Raw genomic sequence first — 13345 nt, forward strand, 5'->3', positions numbered from 1 at the left:
CACATGCCCCGCTACATTTCGAGGGGCATGGAGCAAAAAGATGACACCACGCGGCCACCGGACGCGGACGACCGTCTTGAGGCCGGGGCCCCGCGTCGCCGCTATCGCCTTGTCACGCCGCTGAGCCTGGCGATTGCGCTGGGCTGCATCGTTGCCGTGGCGGGCTTGTGGCTGGTCACGCTGCAGCGTGTGGCGTTCGAGCGCGAGCAGGCCGTTGCCTCCGCCATGCAGTCCAATGCCAACCTGGCCATCGCCTTCGAGCAGCAGGTGTTCCGCACCCTCAAGGCGGCCGAGCAGGTCGCCGCCTTTGTGCGCGAGCAGTACCTGCAGCAGGGCACCGACATTGACCTGCGCGACTGGGTGGAGCGGGGGGTGATCCGCGAGCCCATGTTCACCATCATCAGCGTGGTGAACGAGCAGGGCGACATCGTCAGCAGCAGCCAGGAGACCGGGGCCGTCAACTACAGCGATCGCGCCTTTTTCAAGGCGCTGCGTGCCAGCGATCGCGACGACCTGTTTGTGAGCGAGCCTGTACTGGGCCGTGTGTCGGGGCAGTGGCGCATTCCGATGGCGCTGCGCATCATGAGCGAGGGCGGTCGCTTTGGTGGCGTGGTGGTGATGTCGGTGGACCCGACGAACTTCACCGACTTTTACCGCCAGGCCGACCTGGGCGCACAGGGGCTGCTGGAGCTGACAGGGCTGGACGGCGTGGTGCGCGGCCGCAAGGCCGGGGGCAAGATCAGCTTCGGTGGCGATGCGCGGGGCCTGCCCTGGTTTCAGCTTCGCGCGCAAGACCCTGAAGGCGAACTGATCGATGAGAACGGCGCGGTGGACGGTGTGCCGCGCATCCTCAGCTACCGCAGTATGGCGGGCTACCCGTTGATGGTGACGGTGGGGGCGACCTCCGACGAGGTGCTGGCGCCGGTGATGCAGCGGCGCGTTGACTACCTCGCCCTGGCCGCGGGGGCCAGTGTGGCGCTGCTGTGTTTTGGCGCGCTGCTCATTGTGGTGCTGGCACGCCAGCGGGCCGTGGCCGATGCACTGGCGTCCAGCGAAGGCTTGTTCCGCGCCACCTTCCACCAGGCGGCCACCGGCATCGCCCACATCACGCCCGAAGGCCGCATCCTGCGTGCCAACGACAAGTTCTGCCGCATGCTGGGCTATTCGCTGGAGGAGCTGCGCCAGCGCGACCTGTTTGCGCTGAGCGACGAGGGCGAGCGTGAAGCCCTGCGCCGCTTTCTGGCGCGGCGCCTGGTGGCGCACTCGCCCGTGTTCTCCCCCGAGATGGAAAAGGCCTACCGGCGCAAGGACGGCGGCCTGTTGTGGGTGTACGAAGCGCTGGGCCTCGTCAAGGACGCCCAGGGTCACCCGGACTTTCTGGTGGTGGTGACGCAGGACATCAGCGCGCGCAAGGAGCTGGAGATGCGCCTGTCGCACGATGTGCTGCACGATGCGCTCACGGGCCTGTCCAACCGCGTGATGTTCCACGACCGATTGGCGCGTGTGCTCGAAACGGCCCGGCGCCACGGGCGGCACGCCGCAGTGCTCTATGTGGACCTGGACGGGTTCAAGTCCGTCAACGACCAGTGGGGCCATGCAGCGGGCGACCTGCTGCTGCAGCAGGTGGCTCGGCGGCTGGAAGACTGCGTGCGCGCCGAAGACACCGTGGCGCGCCTGGGCGGCGACGAGTTCGGCATCGTGCTGGCCACCATCGAGCGGGCAGACCACTGCGAGGTCGTGGCGGGCAAGGTGCTGTCTGCGATGGAGCAGCCTTTTGTGCTGGAGGGGGCTGTTGCCCACATCTCGGCCAGCGTGGGCGCGGCGCTCTACCCGCGCCATGGCACCGATGCCGATGCGCTGCTCGCCCAGGCCGATGCTGCGATGTATGCGGCCAAGCAGGCGGGCAAAAATCGCTTCAGCATCGACACCGCACTGAGCCCGCTGGCCGATGGCGGTGTTGCAGGTCCACCGGGCTGACGAGGAGCCAGYCATCGATGGATGGCTCTGGTGTTGTGCTCCTCATTTGGGAGCATTGAGCGAATTATCTATAAGCGCTAGCGGCCTGTTTCATTCAAATCACCGCGTCATGATCGGAAAGTCACGCACCGGCTTGTCCAGCATGCCCATCAGCTGCCGCAGGGCCTGCGCATCGCCTTCCATGCGCAGCGCGCCAGAGGCGGCCAGCWCCTGCGGTGTGGCCTGGCCGTTCATCAGGCGCAGGAAGGAGGGTTTGGTGAGCAGCAGCGTGGCGTCGGCGGGCCAGGGTGGTGTGCCCGGGCGGTGGTGCAGCACCGCGTTCTCAATCCACAGACCATGGTTTTCTTCGGCGTCGGTAAAGCGCAGTGCCACGGCCAGGCGCACGCCGTCGGCACGCGGGCCGTTGAGTGAGGCGGCCATTGCATCGAGGAACTGCGGGATGGGGGTCTGCATGAGCATGTCGGCCACCGCAGCGCGTGGGCCTGAAGCGTTGCGCTGTGCAGTGCCATGCCGCAGTTCCTGCGCGCCGGTCAGGTAGAAGTTGCGCCAGGGCGCGGATTCAGCGGCGTAGCCCATCTGCTCAAAGCTGCGCGCCATCAGGTCTTTGGCCGCTGCGTTGTTGCTGTCCGCCAGCAGCACATGGCGCAGCAGCTCGGCCGCCCAGCGGTAGTCGCCCGCGTCAAAGGCCTGGCGCGCTGCGGCCACCGCAGCGTCGGCGCCGCCTGCCAGGGCCACGTAGCGGCGCGCGGCCTCCACAGGCGGCAGCGGGTCGAGCGTGGCCGGGTGCGCGTCGAACCAGCCCAGGTAGAACTGCGCCACCGCGCGCACGTTGTGTTTGACGGTGCCGTAGTACCCGCGCGATGCCCACTGCGCCGCCAGCGTGGAGGGCAGTTGCACGGCCTCGGCGATCTCGCCGGGTGTCAGCCCGGCGTTGAGCAGGCGCACCGTCTGGTCGTGCAGGTAGCGGTAGGTGTCGCGCTGCGTGGTCAAGAAGGTGTCGATGCGCTCGCGGCCCCACACGGGCCAGCCGTGCTGCAGGAAGACCACATCTGCACGGCGTGCGTGCGCAAGGGCGCTGTCGATGTAGCGCGACCACGCCAGCGCGTCGCGCACCTTGGCGCCGCGCAGGGTGTAGAGGTTGTGCAGTGTCTGCGAGACCAGTTCTGCCGCACCGAACGCGCGCAGGTCGGGCAGCTCGAACACCATCTCGGCCGGTGCTTCGGAGCCTGGCACGTTGTGGAACACGAAGCGCACGCCATCAATGTCGAGCGCCTGCGTGGGCTGGTCGATGAGCACGGTGGGCGGCAGGATGCCAATGCGCCCGACCGCCACGGCCATGCCCAGGCCGTTGTCCACCACGCCGCGCGCATCGCGTGGTAGCTGGCTGCCATACATGAAGCCCGCGCGGCGCGACATGGCGGGGCCGAGTAGCAGGTTCTCGCTGGTCGCCTCCTCCATGAAGCCCATCGGCGCCACGACGGGCACGCTGCGTGCCTTGGCGTCCTGCGCGGTCAGCACGCCCAATGCGCCGCCGAAGTGGTCCACATGGCTGTGCGTGAACACCAGGCCCGACACCGGCTGCGCGCCCAGGTGCTGGCGCGCGAAGGCGAGGGCGGCCGCCGCCGTCTCCTGCGTGGTGAGCGGGTCCACCACGATCCAGCCCGTGCGGCCCTGGATGAGCGTGAGGTTGGCCAGGTCGAACCCACGCAGCTGCCAGATGCCCTCACGCACCTGGTACAGGCCGGGCGTCTGGTTCAGGCGTGCATGGCGCCACAGGCTGGGGTGCACGGTGGCGGGGGCCTCGCCCTGCGCAAACTGCAGCGCATCAAAGTCCCACACCACCTGGCCCTGTGCGTTGCGCACCTGGCCGCTGGGCCTGGCGATCAGGCCCCGGCGCGCGTCCTCGAAGCTGGCGGGCGCGTTCACGTCCAGTGTGCCCAGGGATGCGGCCTGGCGCGCACGCGTGGCGGCGGTTGCGTCCTGCCGGACATCGGCCACCTGCGCAAAGGTTGCAGGTGCCAGGCCCAGCAGGAGTGGCAAGGCGAGTACCGCAAGCGTTGGGAGGTTTCGCATGGGGTTTTGGAACCTTTTTGAGATGAAAAAAGCCTCAAGCGCACAATTTATATGCGCTGGCAGCTATCAAAATTGAAGTAATGCGTTGCCTGGTACGGACGGGTAGGGCCCGCGCACGTGGGCGCGTTCACCCCTTCGCGCCATCACATCGGCTCCAGCCTGATGCGTTTCATCATCGCCTCGGTGAAGCCGATTTCCTTGCCGAAGGCCCGTGTGAAGGTCTCGCCGTCTTGCGGGTTGACCATGCCGCCTTGCTCTTCGAGCGCGGTCACCACGGAGGGCTGGCGCAGGGCGGCTTCGAACGCGGCGCGCACGCGGTTCACGATGGCATCGGGCGTGCCGGTGGGCACGGAGACGCCGCCCCACGAGGTCAGCTCCACCCCGGGCAGGCCCGCCTCGGCCAGCGTGGGCACACTGGGCAGCTTGGGATTGCGCGCGGGCCCGGTCACGGCCAATGCGCGCAGCTTGCCAGCCACGATGTTCGAGTACGCCACCGCGGTGATGGGTGCGCCAAAGGCCACCTGCTGGCCCAGCACCGCATTGACGATTTCCGATGCGCCCTTGTACGGCACATGCGTGGCCTGTGCCTGGCTGACGCTGAGCACCATCTCTACCCCCAGGTGCGAGGGCGTGCCGACACCGCCCGACGCGTAGTCCAGCTTGCCGGGCTGCGCACGCAGGCGCGCCAGCAGGTCCGCCAGGCTGCGGATGTCGCTTTGCGCGTGGACGATGACCACCGTGTCCGAACTGGTGAGTCCGATCACATGGCGAAAGTCCTTGAGGACGTCGTAGCCCGGTTGTTTGTACATGCGCATGCTGGCCGCCATGGGCGAGCCGGCGTAGACCCATGTGTAGCCGTCGGGCGCCGCCTTGGCCGCCTGGCGCGCACCCAGATTGCCGCCTGCGCCGCCCTTGTTTTCGATGACCACGGGCTGGCCCAGCTCCTTCGACACAGCCTCGGCCACGATGCGGGCCGTGGTGTCCGGGCCCGTGCCGGCGAGGTAGGGCACCACCCATTTGATGGGGCGCGCGGGCCACGGCTCGGCGGCCATTGCGGATGTACTGGCCAGCAGTGGTAGCAGGCTTGCAGCGAGCAGTACGCGGCGGCGCAGGTGGGGGATGGGTTGATTGGTCATGTCTTGTCTCCGTGTCATTTTCTGTGAGGGTTGTTATGGCGCGCTGTGGGCGGCGCAGCCGCTCAGGGGGATGCCATGAGTTCTTTCGCGATGGTGTTCCGCTGGATCTCGCTCGTGCCGGTGAGCACGCGGTACATGCGCAGCATGCGGAACAGGAACTCCACGCGCCGGCCCTGCACGATGCCCTCGCCGCCGTGGATCTGCACCGCGCGGTCGGCGATGCGAAAGGCTGCCTCCGAGCAGAACAGCTTGGCCATGGACGATTCGGCGCGTGGCTCGGCGCCCGCATCAATCGCGCGGGCCGTGGCCAGCATCAGCCCGCGTGCGGCGGCCCAGTCGGTCGCCATGTCGGCCAGCATGTGCTGGATGGCCTGGAACTGCCCGATGGCGCGACCGAACTGGTGGCGCTGCTGCGCGTAGTCGCGCGCATCGCGCAGGGCCACCTGCGCCAGGCCCAGCATGGCGGGGCAGTGCAGCAGCCGGTTCACGCTGATGCGGCCCAGCGCCAGCGCCAAGCCGCGCCCGGCCTCACCGATCAGGTTGGCGGCGGGTACGCGCGTGCCCTCCAGCACGATGTTGCCCGTGCTCGTCTGCCCCGCCATGGTCTTGTAGCCCGACTCCACGCGCACCCCGGGCGCATGCAGGTCCACAAAGAAGGCCGTGACCTCGCGCTTTTTCGGATCGGGGTCGTCGTGTGTGGCGGTGGACGCCATCAGCACCGCGTAGTCGGCAAACGGCGAGCCCGAGATGAAGCGCTTGGCGCCCGTGATGACGTAGTCGTCGCCATCGCGCACGGCGCGCGTCTGCACGTTGCCAGCGTCCGATCCGGCCTCGGCCTCGGTCAGTGCGAAGCAGATGGCCATCTCGGCCCGGGCCACCGGCAGGATGAACTGCTGCATCTGGTGCGGCGTGGCCATGCGCGCCAGCGCGCCCACGCGTGGCGGGCCACTGAGCTCGCCAAACACATGGGGAGCGAATGGCGAGCCGCTGGCGTAGATAGCTTCCTTGACCAGCACATGGTCCAGCGTGGACAGGCCCAGGCCGCCCATCTTCTGCGGCAGCGTCATGCCGTAAAAGCCCAGCGCGTGCGAGCGCTTCCACACCTGCTGCAGCAAGGCCTTGTCGGGCGCGTGCTCGTGGTCGATGCCATGCTCGCGCGCCAGCGCGGCCAGCTCGCCATACAGAAACTCGTTGATGCGCGCAATCAGCTCGGCCGCCTGTGGCGAGCCCTCAAAAGGCATGCCGGGAAACAGCGGCGCGGGGAGGGGGGATGTGATGTCGTTGTTCATGGTCGGTATTCCTTGTGGTTGGCTGCTACCTGCTGCCGATGGAAACTGGCGCGCCCCGGGCCAGGGACGCCGAGCAAGGGCCGCCCCGCAGCGATGGCGTCGTCCCCCTTCCCGCAGCGCGAAGCGCCAAGAGAGAAGGGGGAAGCGGCAAAGCCGCTCAGGGGGATGCCCTCTAATTCACCATCCGCCCCCGCCCTTCCCAGTACGGGGCCTGCACGGCACGGCGCATCACCTTGCCGTTGGGGTTCTTGGGCAGGGTGGTGACGAACTCGATGCGCCGCGGCCGTTTGAAACCGCCCAGGTGCTGTGCGCAGAACGCGTCGATCGCAGCGGTGGTGTCTGCACCGGCCGCGCGGCCGGGCTTGAGCACCACGTGCGCGGCCACGGCCTCGCCCCACTTGTCATCGGGCACAGCGAACACACAGGCGTCGGCAATGGCGTCGTGCTGGTACAGCACGGCCTCGACCTCCGACGGGTACACGTTGAAGCCGCCGCTGATCACCATGTCCTTCTTGCGGTCCACGATGTAGACGTAGCCCTCGTCATCCATGCGGGCCAGGTCGCCCGTGTGGTAGGCGCCGTCCTTGAGCACCTCGGCCGTCAGCTCGGGCGCGCGCCAGTAGCCCGCAAAGATGTCGTCGCCACGCACCACGATCTCGCCGATCTCGCCGGTGGCCACGGGCTGGCCGTCGTCGCCCAGGATCTGCACATCGCATTCCAGAAACGGGCGCCCGCACGATGCCAGGCGCTCTGGCCGCGCCGCGCGGGCAAACAGATGGTCTTCCACCGACAGGCCACACACGCCCGAGGTCGTCTCGCCCGCGCCGTAGCCTTGCTGCAGGATGGGCCCGAACACATCCATGGCCTGCAGGATGCGCGCGGGCGCCATGGGGGCGGCGCCGTAGCCCAGGCGCAGCAGGTCGGGCAGGGGGCGGTACTGGCCCTCCAGTTCGGTCAGCAGCATGTTGATCATGGTGGGCACCATGAAGGTGTGGGTCACGCGGTCGGCCCGCATGTCGGCGATGAAGCGCGGGGGCTCGAAGCCGTTGAACAGGCGGATGGTGACCCCCTGGCACAGCGCCGGCACCATCTGCATGCCCGATGCGTGGGTGATGGGGCCCACCAGCCCCAGGATGTGGCCGGGCTGCTGCCCGTCCGAACGTGTGAGGAACTTGCGCAGCTGCGCAAGGCGGTTGCCGAAAGTCTGCATGGCCGCCTTGAGCACGCCGGACGAGCCCGAGGTGTAGTGCAGCACGGCGACTTCGTCCTCGCGCACGACCACCGGGGTGAAGGTGTCACTGGCCAGGGCCAGTGCCGCTTCGTATCCTGCGGGGCTCGCATCGTCGGTCAGCAGCAGCCGGGGCATCGCGCCGGGCATGCATTGCGCCACATGCGGGCGGATGGTCTCGGCGCGCTCGGCGGTGGTCACGATCAGCGCCGCACCGCTGTTGGCGGCGATTGCGCCGACCTCGGTGGGCGAGAGCCGGGCGTTGAACGGCGCCTTGATCAGCCCGGCCTTGTAGCAGGCGATCTCGATCTCGACGACCTCGACACAGTTGGGCAGGTAGATGCCCACGCGGTCACCGCGCTGCAGGCCCAGGCCGAGCAAGGCGTTGGCCAGGCGGTTGGTGCGCTGCTCCAGATCGGCATAAGTGATGCTGCGTGCGGGGCTCTTGACCGCCATGCGGCGGGCATGGGCACGGGCGCTGCGCGCCACGAGGGCGCCGACGTTGGCGACCACGCGCGGGGGAATGGGGGGCGAGGTGGTAATGGCTGTCTCCTGAAACACCGGCCCCGTCGAGCGCGGGGCATGGGGTCACTGTTCCAGAAGACGGGGTATCAGGGAAATACCGATTGCTGATGGTCAGGCATCACTGAAATTGATGCCTGAGCGGTAGCGTCCTTCCGCACACACTGCGTGTGCGGCTGCGAGCGAGCTACGCAGCCTTCGTACGAGGGGGCGGCTTTTTTGCGGAGGATCTGGCCGGCTTGGCGGCGTTAAGTGCCACTGCCGCGCGGATGAGCGACTTGAACGCCTCTGCATCCACCACATCGCCCTCGTGAATGTCGATGGCGCGCCGCGCATTGCCATCCAGGCTGGCGTTGAACAGCCGCGCCGGGTCCGGCAGCGAGGCGCCCTTCAAAAAGGTGAGCTTCACTGCGGCCTTGTAGCTCTCGCCGGTGCAGAGGATGCCGCCCAGCGACCATACGGGCGTTCCCACCCACTTCCACTCCTCCACCACGCCGGGGGCGGCCTCATGGATGAGCGCACGCATGCGTGCCAGCACCGGGCCGCGCCAGTCGGCCAGGTCTGCGATGCGCTGATCGATGAGGGTGGAGGCGGGTTGGGGCGATGCAGTGGTTGTGGATGCCATGGCGGTGTCTCCTGAAGCGGAATCGTTAGAGCCTTTATGGGAATGTGATCAGTCGGCAGCCAGGGGCTTGCCCGCCGCCTGCAGCACCTGCGCGATGAAGCGAGCCTTCTCCTCGCGGTAGCGGTCCATCCCCTCAGATGCGAATCGCTGCTTGAGCCGGTTGTACTCTGCCACCAGGGCGGGGTCGGCGCGCAAGGCATCGCGAAAGTGCAGAAAGCATTCGAACGGCGAGCCGCAGGCCACCACCTGCAGTGCAACGTCCATCGTGGCGCCGGGCCACAGCAGCATGCACAGATCGGGCGCGCGCAGGGTGTCGGCCTTGGCGCTGCAGCCTGCGGCCTCGAGCGCTGCCACGCCCGGTGCATGGTCTTGCGGCGGCACCAGCACGCAGATATCGAGGTCACCCTTGGAGACTGCGCCGGGAATGGACGAGGCGCCGATGTGTTCGATGCGCGCCTGCGGCACGATTGCAGCCACCTGGGCGGCCACCGCGGCAAACGTGGCTGCGGCGTCGTCCTGGTACTGCGCGGACTCGAGCAAGGTCACTGCGGTCACTCGGGTCACACTGCGGCCTCCCACCTGCCCGATGCCACCAGCTCCCGCACCACGGCCTCCAGGGCGTCCATCACCACCTGCATCACCCCGTCCACCTCGCGGTCCGCAGCGGTGGCCAGGGTGTAGCTGCGCGTCATCTCCGGGTTGACCACGCGGGCCACCATCCAGTCGGTGCCGGAGGCAGGGGCATCCCCCAGCGCGCAGGCAGGGGTGAAGGTGAAGCCGCCCCCGCACGCATACAGCGAGCGGATCACCCGCGCGGAGTCGTGTTCGTGGGCGATGTTCAGTGCCACACCGCGCGCGGCGGCGGCTTCTTCGACCCGCTGGCGGATGGTGTAGCGGCGCGACTGCAGCACCAGGGGCTGTGCGGCCGCATCGGCAAAGTCGATGGTGGGGCGCATGGTGGGGCTGGCGGCGCGCGCTGCCGTGGCGCGCGCGCCGGCCCGGCGCGCAGCAGGCGCTTGGGCTGTGGCTGCCGCGTCAGGCGCTGGGCGCAGCAGCGCACGCACCGTGGCGCCGGGGTCGTGCCCGCAAAAGTACATGGCCTCGCGCACCAGGGGACGGCAGTGCAGGCCCTCCACTTGCGCGGCGTCGACCAGTACGCCGATGTCCGCACGCCGGTCCAGCATGGCTTTCCTGACCATGAGGCTGAGGTCGTCGAGCACGAACACCCGAATGCGCGGGTGCGTGTCCTTCAGGTGCGCCAGCAACGGGCCCATGAGCAGCGATGACAGCAGAAACGGCACGGCAATCGTGACCGATCCCTCTGGCCCTTGCGGCAGGCGCTGGATGCGCTCCCGCATGGCCGAGGCGTCGCTCAAAAGCCGCCGGGCGTCCTGGTAGAGCTGCACGCCAGCCTGTGTGGGCGTGACGCCCGCGTGCGAGCGTTCCAGCAGCTGCGCGCCCAGCTCGGACTCCAGCTTCTTGATCTGGGCAGTGAGGGCGGGCTGCGCAATGTAGAGGCTGCCCGCCGCCCGCGAGAGGCTGCCGGCCTCGACCACGGCGATGAAGTAGCGCAGGCTTCGGAGATCCATGGGGCAAGACTGTAGCGGGGTCCGTCCTTGGCGCGCGCCATGTCCGCCCAGGCGGCTGCGCACTCGGCGCGCAGCACCGTGGTGGGCCGCGCAGGGCTGGCTCTCAGTCGCCCATCACCACGCCCTCGCGGCGTGGATCGGCCCCGCCCATCCACAGCTTCTTGCCATGCGCCTGGCCGCGTGTGATGGCTTGCAGGCCGCTGGTCATGTTCATCTCGCGCACCTCGGCACCCCGGGCGCGCAGGGCCTCGACGGTGGCGGGTGGGAAGCGTTTTTCTTCCAGCAGCGTCGGGCCGTTCATCGAGCCGAAGTTGGGCAGGTTGATGGCCTGCTGCGGCATCAGGCCCCAGTTGAAGACGCCATACAGCGTCTTGGCCGTGTAGTGGATGATGGCCGCGCCGCCGGGGCTGCCGCCGCTCATCAAGAGCTCGCCCGTGGCTTTGTCGAACACCAGCGTGGGTGCCATGGACGAGCGCGGGCGCTTGCCGGGCTGCACGCGGTTGGCAATGGGCTGGCCTTGCGCGTCGGTGGGGGCGAAGCTGAAGTCGGTGAGTTCGTTGTTGAGCAGGAAGCCTTTCACCATCTGCCGCGCACCGAACTGGTCTTCGATGGTGGTCGTCATGGCGACCGCGTTGCCAAACGCATCGACGATGCTGATGTGGCTGGTGCCGTATTCAGGCTGGTCGGGCATGGCTCCGTGGTTGATGCGGATGACGGCCGGGTTTCCGGGCGCTGCGATCTTCATGCTCTGCGTGCCGATGAGCTTGGCGCGTTCGGCCAGGTAGGCGGGGGCCAGCATGCGGTCCCAGCTGTCGCCGGGCGGCTGCACAAAGTCGGGGTCGGCCACATACAGCGCGCGGTCGGCAAAGGCCAGGCGAGCGGCTTCGGTGTACAGGTGCAGCCAGTCGGCCGATGGGATGCCGTCCTGCAGGGGCTTGGCGGCGGCGTCGGTGTTTTTCAGGATGCCCAGGATCTGCCCGATGGCGATGGCTCCGGAGCTGGGCGGTGGAAAGCCGCACACGCGGTAGTCCTTGCTGGCCACCTGGTAGTCGTGGCACAGCGCCTCGCGCTTCTTGGGCTGGTAGCCAGCCAGATCGGCCAGGCTGAGCTTGCCGGGGTTGGTGGGGTGCTTTTGCACCTTGTCCACGATGGCCTGGGCGACCTCGCCTTCGTGCAGGGCTTTGCTGCCTTCAGCGGCAATCTTGCGCAGCACGGCGGCCAGCTCGGGGTTGCGCAGGTTCACGCCCACATCGCGCGCGTCGCCGTCGGCCTTGTAGAAATAGGCGGCGGCCACGGGGTCCTTCTTGAGGTGGGCGTCGGCCTTGACCAGCGTGTTGAGCCGTGCGCTGACCTTGAAGCCGCCCTCTGCCAGCGTGATGGCGGGCTGGAACAGCGTGGCCCAGGGCAGCTTGCCGTGCTGCTTGTGCGCCATCTCCAGCATGCGCACTGTGCCGGGCACACCCACCGAGCGGCCGCCCACCACACCGTCGTAGAACGGCACGGGCTTGCCGTCGGCACCCAGGAAGAGTTTTTCATCGGCGGCAGCGGGCGCGGTTTCGCGGCCATCGTAGGCCTCCACCAGCTTGCCGTTGCTGTGCAGCAGGAAGGCGCCGCCGCCGATGCCGCTGGACTGGGGCTCCACCAGCGTCAGCACCATCTGCACGGCAATGGCCGCATCGACGGCCGAGCCGCCGGCCTTGAGGATCTGGTAACCCGCATCGGTGGCCAGCGGGTTGGCAGCGGCCACGGCAAACTTCTCCGTGGCCCAGCCCGGTTTTTCGGTGTAGCCGGACGAGCCTTCAGGCTGGGCGGGCACGGTGTAGGCGAACTGGGATGGCGCACCGGCGCAACCTGTCAGGGCCATCAGGGTGGCGAGGGCCGCAGGGGCCAGCAGGTTGCGACTGAACGGGCGGCGCAGGTGCGACGTGGCAGGCAGGGCAGTGGGTGACATGCGGGTCTCCTGTGGGTGCAAGCAGCGAAGCGGCCATGGTAAGGGGCCTTGCTGCAGCCTGCGAGGGCGTGCAGGAGGCTGCCCCTGGGGTTTGTGCACCGATTGAAGGTGTTTTGCGGCGGTAGCGCTAGTGCAATATGCCTGAGCAGCTATCAAAAAGATAGTTGTTACCGACCGTCAGCGGCTGTTCACAGGCCATCCCGGGGCCCTGGCGGGGCGCAACGACCAGAGGCTTGCCTGCCCGGCGGGTCGGCTCACGCCTTCCCAGGTCGCCTCAGGCCGCCTGGGGCCCTGCGCGGCCGTCTTCCACCACAAACCGGGCGAGCGTGGAGGCGCCGCTGTCAGCGCGCAGCGGGTCGTCCACCACACGCAGCGTGGTGGACCAGCGCGTGGGGGTGATGTCGGCCAGGCCGTAGCCGCGCTGGTCGCAGCGTGCCAGCAGCACATGCGGGTTGTGGCGGACGATAGCGTCCACCTTGGCCTGCGTGGTGCCCGACCGCGAACTGATGGACGTGCCACAGAACTCGCTGGCCACCACGGCCGAGTCGGCGCGCGCGGCGTCGGCATGCACGCGGCAGACGTAGTTCTGGTGGATGTCTCCGCCCAGCAGCACCGTGTTGCGCGGCGTGTGCCGGGTCACCGATTGCAGCAGGCGCTGGCGTGCGGCGGGGTAGCCGTCCCAGGCGTCGGTGGGCACAGTGCCAGAGGGATAGTGGCGCGGCGAGAACAGCGTCTGCTGTGCGATCACGCTCCAGCGTGTGGCCTGTACGCTGGCCGTGTCTGCGGCCAGGCCCGCGTCCAGCCAGCGCTCTTGCGCGCTGCCCAGCAGGCTGCGCTGTGGCTGGGCCAGCTCTGCGCAGTCGGCGGGGCGCACGGCGGGTGCGCTGCTGGCCTCGGGTGTGCGGCAGGCCTGCCAGCTGCGGTACTGGCGGCTGTCGAGCAGGTGGATGTGCGC

10 protein-coding genes are annotated in these 13345 nt (G+C 68.4%); 1 reads left to right on the forward strand and 9 read right to left on the reverse strand.

Annotated elements, in window-relative coordinates; all coding sequences use genetic code 11:
• The first annotated feature begins 3 nt into the window (after positions 1-3).
• Positions 4-1977, forward strand: coding sequence for a sensor domain-containing diguanylate cyclase (locus tag AC04MI_RS10720; protein ID WP_436075477.1), 1974 nt, complete (start codon positions 4-6; stop codon positions 1975-1977).
• Between the two features lie 99 nt (positions 1978-2076).
• Here the strand turns inward: AC04MI_RS10720 and AC04MI_RS10725 are convergent, their stop codons facing one another.
• From AC04MI_RS10725 to AC04MI_RS10765, 9 genes are all read right to left on the reverse strand, one after another.
• Positions 2077-4050, reverse strand: a complete 1974-nt coding sequence (locus AC04MI_RS10725; RefSeq protein ID WP_476497770.1) for an alkyl/aryl-sulfatase — start codon at positions 4048-4050, stop codon at positions 2077-2079.
• Between the two features lie 143 nt (positions 4051-4193).
• Positions 4194-5186, reverse strand: coding sequence for a Bug family tripartite tricarboxylate transporter substrate binding protein (locus AC04MI_RS10730; RefSeq protein ID WP_436077904.1), 993 nt, complete (start codon positions 5184-5186; stop codon positions 4194-4196).
• A 62-nt stretch (positions 5187-5248) separates the two neighbouring features.
• Positions 5249-6475, reverse strand: a complete 1227-nt coding sequence (locus AC04MI_RS10735) for an acyl-CoA dehydrogenase family protein (RefSeq protein WP_056061937.1) — start codon at positions 6473-6475, stop codon at positions 5249-5251.
• Between the two features lie 172 nt (positions 6476-6647).
• Complete coding sequence (locus AC04MI_RS10740) at positions 6648-8216, reverse strand: AMP-binding protein (RefSeq protein ID WP_436077903.1); 1569 nt, start codon at positions 8214-8216, stop codon at positions 6648-6650.
• A gap of 196 nt (positions 8217-8412) precedes the next feature.
• Positions 8413-8850: a DUF1801 domain-containing protein gene (locus tag AC04MI_RS10745; RefSeq protein ID WP_436077902.1), complete on the reverse strand. Its 438-nt coding sequence runs from the start codon at positions 8848-8850 to the stop codon at positions 8413-8415.
• A 48-nt stretch (positions 8851-8898) separates the two neighbouring features.
• On the reverse strand, positions 8899-9396 hold the full coding sequence (locus AC04MI_RS10750; RefSeq protein ID WP_436077901.1) for a GrpB family protein: 498 nt from the start codon (positions 9394-9396) through the stop codon (positions 8899-8901).
• 14 nt (positions 9397-9410) lie between these two features.
• Positions 9411-10439, reverse strand: a complete 1029-nt coding sequence (locus tag AC04MI_RS10755; RefSeq protein WP_436077900.1) for a LysR family transcriptional regulator — start codon at positions 10437-10439, stop codon at positions 9411-9413.
• A 103-nt stretch (positions 10440-10542) separates the two neighbouring features.
• Complete coding sequence (locus AC04MI_RS10760; protein WP_436077899.1) at positions 10543-12390, reverse strand: gamma-glutamyltransferase family protein; 1848 nt, start codon at positions 12388-12390, stop codon at positions 10543-10545.
• Between the two features lie 274 nt (positions 12391-12664).
• Positions 12665-13345, reverse strand: a 681-nt coding sequence (locus tag AC04MI_RS10765) for an alkaline phosphatase D family protein (protein WP_476497771.1), incomplete at its 5' end; no start/stop codon positions are given.

The organism is Acidovorax sp. LjRoot204 (assembly GCF_056175785.1).